Source organism: Streptomyces sp. NPDC086147 (assembly GCF_040702165.1).
Classification (GTDB): domain Bacteria; phylum Actinomycetota; class Actinomycetes; order Streptomycetales; family Streptomycetaceae; genus Streptomyces.
The window spans coordinates 296,663-315,026 of record NZ_JBFBJO010000004.1; the positions used below are offsets into that span (position 1 = coordinate 296,663).

Below are 18,364 nucleotides of genomic sequence, written 5' to 3' on the forward strand. Positions count from 1 at the left end.
TTCAGGCTCCCTTGAGCAGGAGGGACTTGCGGCTGGTGAACTCCGCGTTGGCCCGGTCGTAGTCGTCGGGACGGCCGATGTCCAGCCAGTAGCCGTCGAAGTCGTAGGCGTGCGGGGGCGTCTCGGCGGCGAGCAGGTCGAGGACCAGCTCGTCGAAGCCGAGGGGGAGCCCCGGGGTGTAGGCGTCGAGGGTCTTCCGGGAGACGCCGTAGACCCCCATGGACACCCGGTAGTCGATGCTGGGCTTCTCGGTGAAGGCCACCACCCGGCTGTCGTCGGTGGTCAGCACCCCGAAGTCGATGTGCACCTTGCGGGCGTACGTGGCGATGGTCAGCGGCGCGCCCGACGTCTCGTGCCGGTTCAGCACGTCGGCGTAGTCGAGGTCGGTGAGCACGTCGCCGTTCATGACGAGGAAGTGCTCCGGCAGCCGGTCGCGCAGGTTGAGCAGCGGGCCCATGGTGCCGAGCGGGTTCTCCTCGGTGGCGTAGTCGATGCTCAGGCCCCACTGCGAACCGTCGCCCACGTAGGCGCGGATGATCTCGCCGAGGTGCCCGATGGCGAGGGTGCAGTGGGTGAAGCCGGCCTGGGAGAGCTGGCGGAGCACGATCTCCAGGATCGCGTGCTGGTCGCCGATGGGGACGAGCGGCTTGGGCAGCGCGGTGGTGTACGGCCGCAGCCGGACGCCCTTTCCACCGGCCAGGATCACAGCGTGCATGGCATACCTCCTGCGGGACGTGCCGGACGGGTCAGATGTTGTAGATGCCGGTCTTGTAGCGGGCCAGGTTCGCGGGGTCGGTGAACCATTCGGCGGTCCGCGCGAGGCCCTCCTCCAGGGAGTGGTCCGGCTGCCAGCCGGTCGCCGCGGTCAGCCGGGAGGCGTCCGCGACCAGCCGCATCACCTCGGAGTCGGCGGGACGCAGCCGCGCCGGGTCCTCGCGGACGTCGAGCGGGGTGTCCATCACCTTGCCGATCAGCGCGACCAGGTCGCCGACGGAGATCTCCCCGCCCGTGCCCGCGTTGAGGGTGCGGCCCACGACGTCCTCCGCCGGGGCCGTGCCCACGGCGAGGAACGCCCGCGCGGTGTCCTTCACGTAGGTGAAGTCCCGGGTGGGGCGCAGGTCCCCGAGGGTCAGGGTGCGCTCCCCGGCCGCCACCTGGCCGATGACGGTGGGGATCACGGCCCGCATCGACTGCCGGGGGCCGAAGGTGTTGAACGGGCGGAGCGTCACCACGGGGGTGCCGAAGCTGGCGTGGTAGCTGTCCGCGAGCCGGTCGCCGCCCGCCTTCGACGCGGCGTACGGCGACTGGGTGTTGATGGGGTGGTCCTCGGTGATCGGGACCGTCTGCGCCGTGCCGTACGTCTCGCTGGTCGAGGTGTGCACCAGGCGGGGCGTCCCCAGGGCGCGCACGGCTTCGAGGACGTTGAGGGTGCCGGTCACGTTGGTGTCCACGTAACTGTGCGGCGCCTGGTAGGAGTACGGGATCGCGATGAGCGCGGCGAGGTGGTACGCGCAGTCCGCGCCCTCCAGGAGACCGCGCACCGAGCCCGGGTCGCGGACGTCGCCGAGCACGATCTCCACCTGGTCCAGGACGTCGGGGGAGAGGGTCTCCAGCCAGCCGTACGAGGAGAACGAGTTGTACTGGGCCATGGCCCTGACCCGGTGGCCGGAGGCGACGAGCGCCTCCGTGAGGTGCGAGCCGATGAACCCTTCGGCTCCGGTGACGGCGGCGAGCGGTGCGGAGGTCAACTCTTCGGTCCTTTCGACGGGAACAGCACGGTGACGGGCATGAGGAGCGGTGGGCGGGCGGTCCGGTCAGACGTGCGGGGACGGCCGGCCCAGGAGGGCGACGACACAGGCCGCCAGACAGACCGCGGCCGCGGCGCAGATCGACGACAGCACGGCGGACCCGCCGGGCGGCCCCGCCACGGTGACGACCGCGGCGCCCGCGGCCGTCGCCAGGCAGACCACCGCGGGCGGCCAGGCCACGCCGAACGCCTGGAGCAGGAGGGCGGTCCACAGCAACGCCGCGAGGGACAGCAGCGCGGCCGGGCCGGAGCCCAGGAACAGCGCCGGGACCAGCAGGAGCGGCAGGTAGCAGAGGAGGCAGAGGGCGAGGACGCCGGACGAGCGGAGCAGGAACGCCCGGGGCGTCGCGCTGGCGCGCAGCGCGGCGACCGACCAGCCCCGGTAGCGGTAGAGCAGCCACTCCGCCGGGCCCATGCTCAGCGTCAGGACGATGACCGCGTACGGGTCCCGCCGGCCCTCCAGCATCACGAGCACCGCCGCCGCGAGCCCGAACAGGCCGTACGGCACGGAGCCGTGCAGCCGGGGGCGCGGGCCCTCGGCCGCCGGGACGGCGAGGCCGGAGGCCAGCACCCGCAGGGCAACGGCCAGCGTGGCGAGCAGCGCGAGCAGCGGGAAGGTGAGCCGCAGCAGGGTGCCGGGCTCCCACCAGGGCAGTACGGCCGCACCGGCGATCAGCGGGCTGAGCGCGGCGAGCAGCAGCCGCTCCCGGCCGAGCACGAGCAGGACGCCCGCAGCCGCCAGGTACAGCGACTGGGCCGCCGCCGCCACGGTGGCGGGACCGCCCCCGGCGGGGATCGCGGCGAGGCCCGTGGCCACGCACGCCCCCAGCACGGAACCGGCCAGCAGCGTGCGCGACGCCTCCCGCCGGCCCGTGGTGAGCCGCAGGTGCGCCCGGTGCCCGAGCGCCTGCCCCCACGCCCAGGAGACGACGCCCGCCGTGACCAGGACGGGGGCGTGCTCGTCGATCCGCCACAGCGGTCCGGTGAGCAGGTACGCCAGGGCCGGGAGCGCGAACAGGAGGCCGCGCAGCAGGCACCGCACGGTGTCGGGCCGCCACGGGTCCGGGGGCGCGGCCGGCTCGGGGAACGCCCGGGGTACCCGCTCGTACAGCGCCGCCGCGAGCGAGAACAGGGTGGGGTGGCCGTACCGCTCCTTGATCACGACGGCGGACAGGCCGTCCGCCTCCAGGAGCGCGGCCACCTCGTAGGGGTGGACGGCCGGACCGATGCGGTCGGCGAGCTCGGCGGCGAGCGCGCTGACCGCCTCCTCGTCGGGGCCCTTGGAGGGGAGCCGGATCGCGAGCGTGGCGTCGTCCAGGAACCGGCGGGGACGCGGCACGGCCAGGCGGATGGCGAGCGTGTCCTGCTCGGCCCCGCCGGGTTCGAGGGAGATCGGCCCGCTCATCCGGCGAGGCTCCCCGTGCGGCTGACCGCCGGGACGGGCAGGACGATCCGGGCCGGCTCCGACCGCCGCCCACCGGCGGCCAGTTCGTGGTAGATCGCGCGGAAGGTGTCGACGGTCTGCCGGAGGGTGAACCGCTCGATCACCCGCAGCCGGGCCGCCTCGCCCATCGCCCGGCGCCGGACGGGATCGCCGAGGAGGGTCAGGGCGGCCTCCGCCATCGCGGCCGGGTCGCGCGGCGGCACCACGAGACCGGTGTCGCCGACGGCCTCCCGCACGCCCCCGACGTCGGTGGAGACGGTCGCCCGCCCGCACGACATCGCCTCGATCAGGGTGAACGGGAAGCCCTCGCTGATGCTGGACAGCATCACGACGTTGCCGGCCGCGTAGGCGTCCTTGATGTCGTCGACGCGCCCCTCGAAGGTCACGGCGTCCGCGTGGCCGAGCCCGGCCGCCAGGGCCTCGCAGCGCTCCCGGTAGGCCTCGCCGCCCCGGGGCGTGCCGCCGAAGAGCCGCAGCCGCACCTCGGGCATCCGCTCCCGTACCAGGGCGAGGGAACGGATCAGCGTCTCCAGGTCCTTGATCGGGTCCACGCGCCCGGCCCAGCTCAGGGTGGGGGCGTCCGGCTCGGGCCCGGCGGGCGGGAAGGCGGCGGGGTCGACGCCGTTGTAGACGGTGCGGATGGACTCGGGGGCGGCGCCGCCCTCCTCCTCCCACAGCCGGTTGTAGCGGTTGCCCGGGGTGATCAGGGCCGCCTTGCGGTAGCTCTCCTCCGCGAGCAGCCGGAAGAAGCCCAGGACCACGGCCTTCACCGGCCAGCGGTAGGGGGCGGTGCGGTAGCCGAGGTAGCGCTCGCGCAGGTAGACGCCGTGCTCGGTGAGCAGCAGCGGCACCCCGTTCCGTTCCAGGGCCGCGAGGCCCGGCAGGGCGGCCACCCCGCCGCTGACGGCGTGCGCGACGCCCTCCGAGGGCGGCGGCGCGGACAGCGGCCGCAGCGCGTGTTCGAGCAGGGCCGTGGCGGTGATCGCGTCGTGCAGGGTCGGCCGGGCCTCCCGCACGGCGAGCCCCGGCCGCCGCCACACGGAGGTGAGGACCGAGATCGCCGCGTCGCTCCGCAGGAACGGGCTGAGCTGTCCGTCCCCCGCGGCGTGCGCGAGGACGTACAGGGCGGGGCCGAAACCGGCCTCGGCGCCCGGGTCGAGCAGCGCCGTCACGAACTTCTCGTAGGCGTCGGCGAGCCGCCTGCCCGCCCTGCCCCGGGGTGGCCGGCCCTCCGGCGCCGGGCCCCACATGGGCACGGACAGGACGTGGGAGACGTGGGCCGGCAGGTCCCAGGCGAGCGGTTCGCGGCCGGAGCCGGTGACGGCGAGGACGTCGAAGTCGACGTCCGGCATGCCGGTGACGAGCTGGTCGCACCAGACGCTGACGCCCCCGTGGCTGTGCGGGTAGGTGCCTTCGGTCAGGAGGGTGACGCGCGGGGCGCCGGAGCGCCGCTCGCCGCGGTGAACGTGCATAGGTGTGTGCTCCACGGCCGTGGTGGGAGTGGTCGTGCCGGTCCCGGCCGCCGGTGGACGGCCGGGACCTCGCTGCCCGTACGGGATCAGCGCCGGGTGGTACGGCGGTCAGCCGCCCGTGCCGGGGGAGACGGGCTCGGCCACGCCCTCGGGGACCAGGGCGGCGGGCGCCGGGGCCGGGACCGCGGCCGGGGCGGAGCCGCCCGCGTCGACGGCCGGGGCGGAGGGCAGCGCCAGGGACAGCGGCGCGCCCGCGAGGGACGTCCAGCCGGAGCGCCCGCCCGCGTACGCCTCGCCGAAGGCGGAGCCGGACCGCAGGGTGCCCTCGGGCACGGTCACCGGGACCGTCGTGCCGCTCGGGCCCTCGACGGTCACCGTGGCGCCGACGCGGTACGCCGTGACCTGGCCGTTCTGCACGGCCGTGCGCCAGGCGGAGCGCCGCTGGAGCTCCCGTCCGATGTCCTTCATCCGCAGGTTCACCACCGGGGTGCTCGGGGCGAACAGCGCGTCGTAGGCGTCGAGGACGCCGTCCAGGACCGGGTAGGCGATGCGGTCCTCGGCCAGGTTCGACTGGTGGATGAAGTGCGGCTTGGGATCGTTGGCCAGGACGTGGCCCAGGGCGATCTGCCGCTCCAGGGGCACGATGTGGTCCGCGTAGCCGGTGGCGGGGTCGAGCGGGGCGGCCAGGCAGGTGGTGGTGGCCGGGTTGTCCTCGCAGATCCCGCTGCCGCCCTGCGCGCGGCTGGTGTAGATCCAGTTGTACTCGTCGACCTGTTCGGCCGCCCGGCCCGCGTTGTAGAAGACGTTCATCGGGTAGCGGGGGACCGTCGTGGCCGTTCCGACCTGGCGCTGTCCGGGCTCGCGGGAGTTGTCCGAGGCCAGCCAGCCGATGCCGTTGTCGCCGAGGGCCGGTCCCAGGTTCGGGTTGTCGGCGTTCTGCTGGGGCAGGACGCGCAGTCCGGAGTGCTCGCCGGTGACCAGCTCGTCGTTCTGCAGCGGGAGGCCGTTGAGCTGGCCCCAGACGCGGTTGAGGGCGATCTCGTCGGAGACGTTCTGCCGGGAGACCCACTTGATCGAGCCGTTGGGGTTCGTGGCGCACTGCCACGGCACCACGCTGGTGTTCTGCTCGCAGCCGAGGAAGGCGTGGGTGTAGGTGTGGTTGATCCAGCGGAAGTCGTTCCGCTTGGCGACGAACCGGTCGGCCAGCGGGTCCGCGCCGTTGTTGTCCGCGCGGAAGTCGACGGTGCCGGCGGCGTTGTAGGCCATGTCCAGGGTGAAGCCGCGCGAGGTCTGCCAGGAGGCGGCGTGGTCCACGTCGGCGGCCGTCATCCGGATCGGGTCCGGCACCGCGTTCGGGTCGGTGCAGTCCACGTCGCCGGGCGTGCAGTTGAGCGTGGAGTTCCAGCGGTCGTCGGCCGCGAACACGTCGTCGACGTGGACGGCGAAGTAGTTCCGGGAGGCGCCCAGGTGCGTCCCGCCGGTCATCCACTCCACGATGCCCCGGGCGAGGAGGCGGAACTGCTGCTGGTACTGGTTGTAGACGAACGTGACGACCAGTTCGCGGCGCCCGTCGTGCCGGTACTCGCCGACCAGGGACCCGCGCTTGGTCGTCCCGGGTATCGCCGCCTCGACGTACGGGGTGAAGTCGGCACCCGCCGTCGGCGTCGACAGATAGGCGTAGCTCTCGCCCACGGAGGGCGAGTTGTCCTCGAACGGCACGGCCCCTTCGAGGTAGTCGAACGGGCCCGAGAGCCCGGCCGGGGTCGTCTGCGCCCGCACCCCGTCGAGGCTTCCCGCGTACCCGCCGTAGACCGCGTACTGGAGGCCGACCTCGGGCCGGGCGTAGGTGTACGCGTCGACCTGCGGGATGTCGTAGGTCCGCTCGTAGTCCGCGAGCGCGGTCATCTCCGCGGAGCCGGCCGGGAACGGGTTGTCGTTCGGCAGGACGACGGCCTGGAACTTGGCCCGGTTCCGGCCGCCGACGCTGTCCGCGAGGTAGGCGGCGTCGATGACGGGACGGTCGGCACGGGTGAGGTCGATCTCCGTGTACGGCGTTCCCGCGGCGTCCAGTTCGGCGGCGATGGCGTCGGTGGCCGGCCCGCCGTCGGTCACGACGAGGACCCTCAGGTCGATGCGCGGATCCGTCCCGGCCGCCTGCGCCGACGTGCCCGGCAGGGCGAGGGCGGCGACGAGCGCGCCCGTGGTGAACAGGGTGGTGCCTATGAGCCGCTTCATGCGGTGGTGTCCCCTCCCGGAGCAGGGGTGAGTACGGCTCCGAGGAGCGGACGCACCCCCTCGTGGGCGCCGGCATCCCCCTCGAAGGCCGGTCGTCCACGCATCCGTCGCGTCAAATGGTGAGGTATCTGTGGAGCTTTCGTGGTCCCGCCGCGAAAGGTGACGAAAAAACGCGGGCGTCCGGGGCGGTGATTCCGGTGTGACGATCGGACCGGAGCCCGGTCCGGGCCCCGGCCGCCCTCCGCACCCGGGGTTCGATGCCCAGGTGGGAGCGGTGGCCGGGGCGTCGGCGGATCGTGGGGCCGCCGGGGCGGCTGCCATTGGTGTAGACCGGTGGGCCGGACGGGGCGAGGGTCTGTTTCCGGACGCGCTGCCCCGCCCGGCCGGAGATCGTCAGGCGCAGAGGACGCGGGTCTCGGGCGTGTAGACCGGACCGCCGCTGACGCTGGAGCTGTCGCTGAACTCGGCGTAGAAGTAGGAGTAGAAGCCGATGTTGCCGTTGCAGCCGGAGTCGGCGGCGACCTGGAGCGTCAGGGTCACGGTCCTGCTCTGGCCGGGCGGGACGGTGGCTCCGTAGTTGGCGCCGAGGTTGGCGGGGCCGGTGCCGGCGCAGGGGGTGCTGCCGCCGGGGCCGACCAGCGAACAGCCGGTGAACGAGTACTTCAGGTCCGGGCGCTGGGTGGTGAGCCAGGTCGGGTCGATCGTCTGGTAGACGAACCAGACGTCGTAGGAGTGGTTGTTCTTCAGCGTCATGGACAGGTTCACCGTGCCGCCGGGGGTGGTCGTGGCGGCGTCCGTGCTGAAGGACAGCTCGGCGGAGGCCAGCGACGCGGACGCGTTCGCGGTCGGGGCCAGGCCGAACACGGCGAGGAAGAGGGCGAGGACGGCGGTGAGACCGAGGCGTCTCGTGAGGTGGGATCGCATGGCTCGGGAGGCTAGGGACGGGCGCGGCCCGGCGTCTGCCCCCGCGCGGGCGGTCCGGGCGGCCGGCGGCCGAAAGTGCGCTTCCCGTGAAGGAGCTGGAAGGAAAGCGTGACGGGCGTCCGCCGGCCGCATCCGCGCACGCCGCGACGGGTGCGGCCCCCCGCCGCCGGCCGGCCCCGCCTCCGGCGGCTCCCCGCAGTGTGGGCTACACCATTGGCGCGTACGCAACAGGTCCGCGCGCCCGGCGCGTCCGCCGCACCGGCCGGACACCGCGCACTCCCGGCCAGAGGGCCGACTTTCGGCCCCGCCGCCGTCCTGCCCCGCCGTCGGGCGCGCTCCTCACGTGGTGGGACGCGTGCGCCCGAGGTGACGTACGCCTCCCGGCGGCGGCGAACGTCCCGGCGCCCGGATGAAACCTTCTCGTCGTCCGCACCGTCCTCTCACGCGGGAGAAGGACCTGGAACAACGGGGAGTGGTCGATTCCATGGGGCGGAACAAGTACGCGGCGCACATAGCGGTGGTCGCCTCCGCGGTCGGACTCAGCCTGGCGGTGTGGGCGGCCAGTGCGGTCACGCAGACGGAGGCGGAGGCCGACGCCGGGAGCGGGCGGCCGACGGCCGTGCGGTCGCCGGCCGGGGAAGCCGGGAGCCCGGCCCAGGCGCCGCCCAAGAAGATGCCCGAGAGCATCGCGCACGACGCCGAGGCGGGCGGCAGGGCGGTCAACATCACCATCGACGACGGGCCCGACCCGCGCTGGACGCCCCCGATGCTGGAGATCCTGAAGGAGCACGGCGTCAAGGCCGTGTTCTGCATGGTGGGGCCCGAGGCGAAGCGCCACCCCGACCTGGTCAGGAGGGTCGTCGCGGAGGGGCACCGGCTCTGCGACCACACCATCTCCCACGACACCGCGATGGACCGGAAGTCCGTCGCGTACCAGAAGCAGCAGATCCTGGACGCGAAGAAGATGATCGAGGACGCGGCCGGGGGAGCGAAGGTCGAGTACTACCGGGCGCCCGGCGGGGCCTTCACGCCGGACAGCCGGCGGATCGCCGCGGAGGCGGGCATGCGGCCGCTCGGCTGGAACGTGGACACCAAGGACTTCGAGCTGCCCGGCACGGCCTCGATCGTGAACACGGTCAAGACCGAGCTGTCCAACGGGCCGACCATCCTCTTCCACGACGGCGGCGGCGACCGCGCCCAGACCGTCGCGGCCCTGCGACAGGTGCTGCCGTGGCTCAAGGGGCAGGGGCGCACCTTCAGCTTCCCCGTACGGACGACTCCCTGAGGCCGGTACGGACGGCGCTCCGAGGCGCGTGCGGACGGCTCCGGGGTCCGTACCCGAGGCCTCCGGAAACGCGAGGAGGACCGCCCGGCCGGTGCCGGGCGGTCCTTCCGCCGTACGGGCCGCCCTCCAGAGCGCGGTACGACGGCCCGAGCGTCTCGGAGGTGCGAGCCTAGGAGTCGTCGCGCTTCAGGGAGTCGCGGACACCCTCGACCTTCCCCTGGGCCTTCTCGCCGACCTCGCGGGCCTGGCCCTTCATCTGGTCGGCCTTGCCCTCGCTCTTCAGGCGCTCGTTGCCGGTCGCCTTGCCGGCCGCCTCCTTGAGCTTGCCCTTGGCCTTGTCCATGTGGCTCTCACCCATGACTGATACGCCCCTTTTCTGGTCGACTGGGGTACTTCGGTCACGTTAGGCGGGTTCCCCGGATCCCGCTCGTCAACCATCCGATTCCGATCCCGCCGGACGGGCCCTCCGGCATCGGACGAGATCCGCACGTGGACCCTCCGCCCCGGAGAGAAAACCGCATGCACGTGCGTGCGGAAGGCTGGCAGCATGCCCGGATGGATCACGCCCTCGAACGTCTGGTCGTCCGCCACACCCGCCGCGTCCCCGTCCCGGCCGGCCCCGCCGGAGACGGCGCCGGAGCGGTCCGGCAGCTCGACGCCGCCCTGGCGACGGCGGGGTTCAAGCTCTCGGCCGACCTGTTCGACGCCCTCTCCGGCCTCGCGCGGGAGACGGTCCTCACGACCGCCGTCCGCACCCTGGAGACCGTCCGGGAACTGGTCGGCGACCACGTCCGGCACAACGTCTGCTTCGTGGACTTCCCGGCCGGCGTGCCCGACACCCACGAGTTCTGGGCGCGGTGCGTCACCGAGGCCCTCGCCGACCCCTCCGCGCGGAAGAGCGTGACCGAACGGCTGCGCACCGGCGTCCTGAACCTGCTCGACCTCCCGTCCTACGGCACCTACCGGCACACCTACGAGGAGATGCTCGCCGCCCACGACGAGCTGATCGCCTCGGCCGGCGACCGCGTGACCGTGCTGCACCCCGGCCGCCCGCTCGACGACGAGGCCACCGCCCTCTACCTGGACCTGGCCGGAAGCACCACCCCGCTCGGCGACGACCACCTGCGCGACCTCGCCGTCCTCGCCGCCCACCGCGCCGACGGGCCCCAGCCCGAGGAGATCCCGGTCCGGGAGATCCGCGCCGTCGTCAACCGGGCCCGGCTCGCGGCCGGTGCCGACCCGCTCCTGGACACCGTCACCGACGTGCTCCGCCTGGCGTGCGCGCTCGCCGACGGCGACGTCGCCCTGCGGGAACCGACCCGCTTCCGCGCCCTGTCCCGGCCGGTCCGCCGCGCCCTGCTCGGCGGCCTCGACGCCGTCGTCGCCGCGAGCCCCGTCAAGCTCGCCGACGTCTCCGCGCACCGCGAGGCCTGGAAGCGCCTGGGCGAGCGGCTGCACCCGCACGAGTACCCGCGGTGGCCGCACGCCGCCGAGGTCTTCGCCGTCGCCCGGGGCGAGCGGGCGGCCCCGTCCTTCGACAGCCGCGTGGAGGAACTGCTCGGCCGGAACGACGTCACCGGCGCGGTCGAACTGCTGGCCTCGGCCCCCGGCCGGCTCCTGCGCGCCCTCGACCGACTGCTCCGCGCGGCCGACGGCCCCGAGGAGCTGGACGCCGTCGTCACCGCGTGCGAGCGGGCCCTCCCGCAGGTCTCCGGCCGCGTCGTCCTCTCCCTCCGCGAGCACCTCCGCAACCGGACGGGCGAGGACGGGGAGCGCCGGGTCTTCGTCAACCGGCTCGGCGGCGCCTGGGTCACCGCCGACACCAGGCCCCCGCTGCCGGACGCCGCGCGCGAACGCCTGTGCGCCGCCCTCGACGCCGAGACCCGGCGCCGGCTCCCCGCCCCCGGCCGCCTGTTCGTCGACCCCGCCGTCCTGGACGTGGCGCTCCCGCTCAGCGGCAGGGCGACCGCCGACGGCCTCGGCGTCCTGCCGCGCGGCTCCGTCTCGCCGGTGGAGGGCGACCTGCTGCGCTTCTTCACCTACTGGAAGCAGACGGGCCGGAGCACCGACTACGACCTGTCGGCCCTCGTCCTGGACGCCGACCACCGGACCGTCACCTGGCTCTCGTACACCGCCCTCACCGCGGTCGAGGGCGCCCATTCGGGTGACATCACCGACGCTCCCCAGGGCGCCTCGGAGTTCATCGACCTGCGGCTCGGCGCCGTGCGCGGCACGTACGTCGTCCCGCAGGTGAACATCTACTCCGGCGAGGGCTTCGAGGAGGTCGAGGAGTCGTTCTTCGGCTTCATGCTCCGCGACGCCGAACAGAAGGGGCGCCCCTTCGAGCCGCGCACGGTCCGCATGAGGTCGGACCTGCGCGGCCCCGGCCGGGTCGCGCTGCCGCTCGCGTTCGAACGGGACGACGACGGCCGCTGGCACGCGCGCTGGCTGCACCTGTACCTCAAGGGCAGCCCGTCGGCGAACCGCGTCGAGGAGAACCGGGTGTCGGTCGCGGTCCTGCTCAGGGGACTGCTGGCCCGCACCCCGCTGACGGTCCGCCACCTCGTGGGCCTGATGGCGGACGACGCCCCGGCGCCGGCCGCGTGGGACGGCACGGCGGTGCCGGACGGCCCCGTCACGTACATCGGTCTGGACCGCCCCGCCGGCCTGCCCCCGGGCTCGCGCGTCTTCACTCCGGAAAATCTGCGCGACCTGATCCCCGCCTGACTGCTACGGTCGTCCCGGGCGAGGCCATGAAGAGGCTTCCTTCTCACCTTCCATGAAAATAGTCTCTTCGCTTTCCTCGCCCCTTCGCTTCTCTCGCGGCGGGCCCCCGTTCGGGCGGTGGGAACGGGGCCGGCCGTGTCCGCCGGCGGTCCGGTTGCGTTGGTCGGGGCATGACCTCAGCACGACGCATCTCCTCCGTCCTCGCCGTCGCCGCCGCCTTCACGTGCCTGGGCGCGTCCGCGGCGAGCGCCGCCCCCGCCGCCGGCCCGCTCGGCCCGCCGATCAACCCGGTCACGGAGCTCGACTCCCTGGCCGCGACCGGTCTCCCCGAGGAGCAGGCCGCCCAGCTCCCCGGCCTCTCCGAGCAGCTCGGCGGGCTGAACCGGATCCACGACCTCCAGCAGCTCCACCAGCTCACCGACCTGGCGGCCCCGGTCACCGGGGTGCTCCCCGCGGTCTCCGTCTGACCCGTCCGTCCCCGGGCCGTCACCGGCCTTTGCCACGGCACCGCGCCACCCGCGCGGTGCCGTTCGCGCGTCCGGGCCGCCCGGGGCTCACCAGCCGAAACGCCGGTTCACCAGCGTCGCGAACTCCTCGAAGGACAGCACGCGGTCCCCGTTCATGTCGGCCTCGTCGAACAGGGCCGAGGAGTCGTCGTCGGTCCCCACGCCCCAGAAGGGGATCACGCCCCGCGCGGCCAGCGTGGGGCCCTCGGACCGCAGGGCGTTGATGACCTCGGTACGGGTCAGGGTGCCGTCCCGGTCGAGGTCGAGCGCGTCGAAGAGGGTCCGGGCCTTGTCGCTCATGGGGTGTCCTGGCTCCTGGGTCGGTGACCGCCGGTCGGCGTCGGGTCCTGTGCGGAAGGACGCGACGGGGGCCCGGGAGGTTGCCCCGGCCTCCCCGGGGGCCGCCGAAAACACGTGGACCGGGGAGGCGTTTGCGCGGGAGACTCCCGTTCCTCACCTTCGGTACGACAGGAAGGGGTTGGGTATGGGATCACCTGAAACGCGCGAGGGATTACCGTCCGAGGGTTCGGTACTCCTCGCCCTGCGCCACTACGGACGGGAACTGCTCCGTCTGCGGTGGCTGACCGCGCCGGCCATGCTGCTGCCGGCGCTCGGCAACATCGGCATCCTCTACGTCGCGCCGCTCGTCGTCGCCAAGCTCGTCGGACGGGTCGCCGGGGACGGCGCCGACGCGGGCGGCGTCGGGGCGCACCTCCCGTACGTCCTCGGGTTCGCCGGCGTGCTGCTGGCCGGCGAGACGCTGTGGCGCGTCGGACTGCACTGCCTGCACCGCCTGGAGGCCCGGGGCATCGAGCGGCTCTACGTCGTCGGCATGGACGAGCTGTTCGCCAAGGACTCCTCGTTCTTCCACGACAACTTCGCCGGATCGCTGACCAAGCGGGTCCTCGGCTTCGCCTCCCGCTTCGAGGTGTTCGTCGACACGCTGACCTTCTCGATCATGGGCAACTTGGTGCCGCTGATCTTCGCCTCGGTGGTGCTCTGGCAGTACGACCCGCTGCTCGTGGTCGGCCTCCTGGCACTGATCGTCTTCACCGGCCTGTGCGTCACCCCGCTGATCCGCCGCCGCCAGGCGCTCGTCGCCCGGCGCGAGCAGGCCGTCGCCCGGGTGTCGGGGCACGTCGCCGACAGCCTGATGAACATGGACACGGTCCGGTCGTTCGCCGCCGAGGACCGGGAGGCCGCCGAGCACCGCTCCCGCGTCGCGGAGTCGCGAAGGCTCACCCTGAGGTCCTGGGACTACGGCAACCTGCGCATCGACACGCTCGTCGCGCCGATGTCCGTCCTGACGAACGTCCTCGGACTCGTCCTCGCCGTCACCCTCGGCGGGGGAGAGCACGGCGTGGAGGCCGTCATCGTGGCCTTCACCTACTACTCCAACGCGACCCGGATCATGTTCGAGTTCAACCAGATCTACCGGCGCCTGGAGAGCGCGATGACGGAGGCCGGGCAGTTCACCGAGCTGCTCCTCGAACCGCCCACCGTGCTCGACCCGGAGGAACCGGAGCCGCTGGAGCCCCGGGGCGCCGGCGTCCGCTTCGAGAAGGTCGCCTTCGCCCACGCGGGCGCGAAGCCCCTCTTCGAGGGGCTCGACCTGGACGTGCCCGGCGGGGCGAAGGTCGGGTTCGTCGGCAGGTCCGGCGGCGGCAAGAGCACCCTGACCCGGCTGCTGCTGCGGATGGCGGACGTCGACGGGGGCCGGATCCTCATCGGCGGGCAGGACATCAGCCGGCTGCGCCAGGCCGACCTGCGGAGCATGATCGCCTACGTGCCGCAGGACCCGGCGATGTTCCACCGGAGCCTGCGGGACAACATCGCCTTCGCCCGGCCGGACGCCACCGAGGCCGAGATCCGGCGCGCGGCCGAGGCGGCGCACGTCACGGAGTTCACCGACGCGCTCCCCGACGGCTTCGACACCATGGTGGGCGAGCGGGGCGTGAAGCTGTCCGGGGGCCAGCGCCAGCGGGTCGCCCTCGCCCGGGCGATCCTGCGCGACGCCCCGGTCCTCCTCCTCGACGAGGCCACCAGCGCCCTGGACTCCGAGAGCGAGCTCCTCGTCCAGGAGGCGCTGTGGCGCCTCATGGAGGGGCGGACCGCGCTCGTCGTCGCCCACCGGCTGAGCACGGTGGCCGGGATGGACCGGCTCGTGGTCCTGGACCGGGGCCGGATCGTGGAGCAGGGCACACACCAGGCGCTCCTTGACGCGGACGGCGCCTACGCCAAGCTGTGGCAGCACCAGTCGGGCGGCTTCCTGGACGACACCAGGGAGGGGGCCGAGCTGCGCCGGTGAGGGGTCGAGGGGGACCCGGGCGGGTTGTCCACAGGCTGCCGGAGGCCGGGTCGACCGGGTTGTCCACAGGTTGCGGCGGACGGGACCGGGGTGTCGGCGGAGGCGGATACGCTTCACGAATGGTCCTCTCCGACGCTTCCCCAGAGATCTCCGAGCCCGCCCGGGTGCTCCACCGTGTCTTCGGCTACAGCTCCTTCCGGGGGGAGCAGCAGGAGATCATCGAGCAGGTCGTCGGCGGCGGCGACGCGCTCGTGCTGATGCCGACCGGCGGCGGCAAGTCCCTCTGCTACCAGATCCCGGCCCTGGTCAGGGACGGCACGGGCATCGTGATCTCGCCCCTCATCGCGCTCATGCAGGACCAGGTGGACGCGCTGCGGGCTCTCGGGGTGCGGGCCGGGTTCCTGAACTCCACGCAGGACCCGTACGAGCGGCAGGCCGTCGAGCAGGCGTTCCTCGCGGACGAGCTGGACCTGCTCTACCTGGCCCCCGAGCGGCTGCGGACCGAGGGCACGCAGCGGCTCCTGGACCGGGGCCGGGTGTCGCTCTTCGCGATCGACGAGGCGCACTGCGTCGCCCAGTGGGGCCACGACTTCCGGCCCGACTACCTGGCCCTGTCCATGCTGCACGAGCGGTGGCCGAAGGTGCCGCGGATCGCGCTGACGGCGACGGCCACCGAGGCCACCCACGCCGAGATCGCGAAGCGGCTGGGCCTGGAGGACGCCCGGCACTTCGTCGCCGGCTTCGACCGGCCGAACATCCAGTACCGCATCGTCCCCAAGAACAACCCGTCCAAGCAGCTCCTGGAGCTGATCAGGACCGAGCACGCGGGGGACGCCGGGGTCGTCTACTGCCTCTCGCGGTCCTCCGTCGAGAAGACCGCCGCGCTCCTGGTCGAGCAGGGCGTCGACGCCGTGCCGTACCACGCCGGCATGGACGCCCGCACGCGTGCCGCGAACCAGGCCCGCTTCCTGCGCGAGGACGGGGTCGTCGTGGTGGCGACGATCGCCTTCGGCATGGGCATCGACAAGCCGGACGTGCGGTTCGTGGCCCACCTGGACCTGCCGAAGTCCGTCGAGGGCTACTACCAGGAGACCGGCCGCGCGGGCCGCGACGGCGAGCCGGCCACGGCCTGGCTGGCGTACGGCCTCCAGGACGTGGTCCAGCAGCGCAAGCTCATCGACTCCTCCGAGGGCGACGAGCAGCACCGCCGGGGCCTCGCCATGCACCTGGACGCCATGCTGGCGCTCTGCGAGACCGTCGACTGCCGCCGGGTCCGCCTCCTGGAGTACTTCGGGCAGAAGGGCGAGCCGTGCGGCAACTGCGACACCTGCCTGGCCCCGGCCGAGTCCTGGGACGGCACGGTCGCCGCGCAGAAGCTGCTGTCCACGGTGTGGCGGCTCGCCAAGGAGCGGCGCCAGAAGTTCGGCGCCGGCCAGATCATCGACATCCTCCAGGGCAAGCGGACGGCCAAGGTCATCCAGTTCGACCACGACGCCCTCTCGGTGTTCGGCGTCGGCTCCGACCTGGGCACCGCCGAGTGGCGCGGGATCGTCCGCCAGCTCCTCGCCCAGGGGCTGATCGCGGTCGAGGGGGACTACGGGACGCTCGTCCTCACCGAGCAGAGCGGCGAGGTCCTGGGCGGCCGCCGCACCGTCCAGATGCGCAAGGAGAAGGCGGCCGCCCCGGCCCGGAAGGAGTCCGGGAGCCGCTCCGGCAAGGACGCCCGCGTGCCGGTCGACCTGCCGGCGGAGGCCGTCCCGGTCTTCGAGGCGCTCCGCGCCTGGCGGGCCGCGACCGCCCGCGAGCAGGGCGTCCCGGCGTACGTCGTCTTCCACGACGCGACGCTGCGGGAGATCGCGACCCTGCGCCCCGCCACGGTCGAGGAGCTGGGCACCGTCGGCGGCGTCGGCGAGGCCAAGCTGACCAAGTACGCCGAAGGCGTCCTGGAGACGCTGGCGGAGGCCGGCTCCACGGCCCCGTCGGCCGGGCAGGACCCGGCCCCGGCCGCGTCCGGCCCGGCCCCGGCGGCACCCGCGCGGGGGGCCGGGGCGTCCGGGTCCGCGCCCGCGCCCGCCGCTCCGTACGACGACGAACCGCCCTTCGACTTCGACGAGCTCGAACCGCCGTGGGACGAGGAGGAGTAGGGGAGCGGCGGGGGCGGCTCACTCGGGCTGCGGGGTGAGCCGGCGCAGCCCCCTGCGGTCGTAGTAGTGGGTCATGGCGAAGCCGAACAGCAGGGCCGCGACCACGCCGACCGCGATCATGATCCAGCCGCGCGCGAGACCGGCGTCGGCGCGGGCGTCGAAGTAGAGGATGGCCCTGACGCCCTCGCTGAGCTGGTGCATCGGCTCGAAGACGCCCAGGAAGCGGTAGAAGCCCGGGGTGGCCTCCAGCGGGACGGTCGCCCCGGAGGAGGGCAGGGCGAGGGCGATGAAGACGAACATGGAGACGAGCTGGCCGATGCCGCCGAAGGCGGCGTTGATGGCCTGGACCCCCAGGCCGACGGCGACCGTGGCGCAGTAGGAGAACAGCCACAGCGTCGGCAGGTGGTCGGCGTCCATGCCGAGGATCGCCACCGTGGCCACCATGACGAGCGTGGTGGTCAGGACCGAGATGCCGGCCGTCATGAGCATCTTCAGGAGCAGGGTCTGGGTGCGGCTGATGGGCACGGTCGCGTGGCGGGTGTGCCAGGGGCCGAGCTCGCTGTCCGCGTAGCCGAGCGCGGTGTCCACGCCGCTGCTGATCATGTTCCCGCCGATGAAGCCGCCGAGGACGAGCAGCAGGGTGTAGTAGAAGGCGGTGAGGCCCAGGCCGCTGTGCCGGCCGATCGGATGGCCGACGCCGACGACGACCTCCACGGGGTCCGCGAGCAGCAGCCGCGCGGTGGGGACGGTGGCCGGGGCCGCGAGCCGCTCGCCGATGTCCAGGGAGGCCCGGTGGGCGGCGGTCTGCGCGATCTGGGACGCGATGGACGAACCCAGGCTGCCGACACCGGGGTTGGTGAGCACGTCGAGCCTCGGCCGGGCCGTCGCCCGGTTCGTGGTCAGCGCCGTGACGGACGCGGTGAAGTCCTCCGGGACGACCAGCGCGCCGTACACCTTCCCGGACTCCAGCGCGTCCTGGAGCGCCGCGCGGTCCATCCGGCGCCAGTCGACGCCGGTGTCCGAGGCACCGGCCGCGGCGACCGAGTCGGTGATCCGCCGCCCCAGGCTCTCCCGCTGCCCGGGCGGCGGCGGCCCCTGGTCCTCGTCAACCAGGGCGATGGGCAGCCGGTGCAGGTTGTCGGACGGGCTGAGGATGCCCCCCATGTAGAGGAGCGAGAGGACCAGGGCGACCAGGGCGCTCAGGACGGTCGGCACCAGCCACAGCTTGGGGCGCCGGATCAGCGCGGCCGCGCCGACCTGCGGGCCGTGGGGGTGCGGGGGGATCGCGGAGCTCATGGAGCCATCGTCGGCGGAGGGGCCCCCGGGACCCGGGAACACGGACGATACGGGCGGGGCGGGCGTGTCGGACGTTTCGTTCGGGTCGTGCGTGGAGTCCAGCCCGCAAAGGGACCGGGTCCCCTCTGCGTTGGTGCCGGAGTCCCACCCGCACCAGCTTCCGAGTCCCACCCGCGTCGGCCCCGAGCCCCGCCCTCACCCGGCCCGGACCCGTGT

General features: G+C 73.5%; 14 protein-coding genes. 5 read left to right on the forward strand and 9 right to left on the reverse strand.

Features of this window, described 5'->3' with window-relative positions:
- Window position 1 precedes the first annotated feature (1 nt).
- From AB0398_RS12110 to AB0398_RS12135, 6 genes are all read right to left on the reverse strand, one after another.
- Window positions 2-715 carry a nucleotidyltransferase family protein gene (locus AB0398_RS12110; RefSeq protein WP_366374151.1) on the reverse strand — a complete coding sequence of 238 codons (714 nt, stop codon included), beginning with the start codon at window positions 713-715 and terminating at the stop codon, window positions 2-4.
- Window positions 716-746: 31 nt separating this feature from the next.
- The gene (locus AB0398_RS12115; protein ID WP_062751159.1) at window positions 747-1,748 is read right to left on the reverse strand and encodes a GDP-mannose 4,6-dehydratase; all 1,002 of its coding nucleotides are present in this window, start codon (window positions 1,746-1,748) and stop codon (window positions 747-749) included.
- Window positions 1,749-1,814: 66 nt separating this feature from the next.
- The gene (locus AB0398_RS12120) at window positions 1,815-3,212 is read right to left on the reverse strand and encodes a hypothetical protein (RefSeq protein WP_366374152.1); all 1,398 of its coding nucleotides are present in this window, start codon (window positions 3,210-3,212) and stop codon (window positions 1,815-1,817) included.
- Window positions 3,209-4,723 carry a GT4 family glycosyltransferase PelF gene (gene pelF / locus AB0398_RS12125; protein ID WP_366374153.1) on the reverse strand — a complete coding sequence of 505 codons (1,515 nt, stop codon included), beginning with the start codon at window positions 4,721-4,723 and terminating at the stop codon, window positions 3,209-3,211. The genes AB0398_RS12120 and pelF overlap by 4 nt, the downstream gene beginning before the upstream one ends.
- Before the next feature lie 108 nt (window positions 4,724-4,831).
- Complete coding sequence (locus tag AB0398_RS12130) at window positions 4,832-6,958, reverse strand: hypothetical protein (protein WP_366374155.1); 2,127 nt, start codon at window positions 6,956-6,958, stop codon at window positions 4,832-4,834.
- Window positions 6,959-7,351: 393 nt separating this feature from the next.
- On the reverse strand, window positions 7,352-7,882 hold the full coding sequence (locus tag AB0398_RS12135; protein WP_366374156.1) for a hypothetical protein: 531 nt from the start codon (window positions 7,880-7,882) through the stop codon (window positions 7,352-7,354).
- 484 nt (window positions 7,883-8,366) lie between these two features.
- Here AB0398_RS12135 and AB0398_RS12140 point away from each other — a divergent pair, with 484 nt between their 5' ends.
- On the forward strand, window positions 8,367-9,167 hold the full coding sequence (locus tag AB0398_RS12140) for a polysaccharide deacetylase family protein (protein ID WP_366374157.1): 801 nt from the start codon (window positions 8,367-8,369) through the stop codon (window positions 9,165-9,167).
- 169 nt (window positions 9,168-9,336) lie between these two features.
- Here the strand turns inward: AB0398_RS12140 and AB0398_RS12145 are convergent, their stop codons facing one another.
- The gene (locus tag AB0398_RS12145; RefSeq protein WP_121833250.1) at window positions 9,337-9,525 is read right to left on the reverse strand and encodes a CsbD family protein; all 189 of its coding nucleotides are present in this window, start codon (window positions 9,523-9,525) and stop codon (window positions 9,337-9,339) included.
- Between the two features lie 197 nt (window positions 9,526-9,722).
- Between AB0398_RS12145 and AB0398_RS12150 the strand changes: the two genes are divergently transcribed.
- Both AB0398_RS12150 and AB0398_RS12155 read left to right on the forward strand, forming a co-directional pair.
- Entirely contained in the window at window positions 9,723-11,894 is a 2,172-nt protein-coding gene (locus AB0398_RS12150) for a hypothetical protein (protein ID WP_366374158.1), read from the forward strand.
- Window positions 11,895-12,064: 170 nt separating this feature from the next.
- The gene (locus AB0398_RS12155) at window positions 12,065-12,361 is read left to right on the forward strand and encodes a hypothetical protein (RefSeq protein WP_366374159.1); all 297 of its coding nucleotides are present in this window, start codon (window positions 12,065-12,067) and stop codon (window positions 12,359-12,361) included.
- 87 nt (window positions 12,362-12,448) lie between these two features.
- Here AB0398_RS12155 and AB0398_RS12160 read toward each other — a convergent pair whose 3' ends face one another.
- A complete protein-coding gene (locus AB0398_RS12160) occupies window positions 12,449-12,700 on the reverse strand; it encodes an EF-hand domain-containing protein (RefSeq protein ID WP_366374160.1) in 252 nt (83 codons plus the stop codon).
- Window positions 12,701-12,884: 184 nt separating this feature from the next.
- On the opposite strand from AB0398_RS12160, the gene AB0398_RS12165 reads away from it, so the two are divergent.
- Window positions 12,885-14,708 carry an ABC transporter ATP-binding protein gene (locus AB0398_RS12165; RefSeq protein ID WP_366374161.1) on the forward strand — a complete coding sequence of 608 codons (1,824 nt, stop codon included), beginning with the start codon at window positions 12,885-12,887 and terminating at the stop codon, window positions 14,706-14,708.
- A 119-nt stretch (window positions 14,709-14,827) separates the two neighbouring features.
- Window positions 14,828-16,852 (forward strand): DNA helicase RecQ, encoded by a 2,025-nt coding sequence (gene recQ / locus AB0398_RS12170; RefSeq protein WP_366374162.1) that lies wholly within the window; start codon window positions 14,828-14,830, stop codon window positions 16,850-16,852.
- An 18-nt stretch (window positions 16,853-16,870) separates the two neighbouring features.
- On the opposite strand, the gene AB0398_RS12175 is transcribed toward recQ, so the two are convergent.
- Complete coding sequence (locus AB0398_RS12175; protein ID WP_366374164.1) at window positions 16,871-18,148, reverse strand: DUF3533 domain-containing protein; 1,278 nt, start codon at window positions 18,146-18,148, stop codon at window positions 16,871-16,873.
- Window positions 18,149-18,364 lie beyond the last annotated feature (216 nt).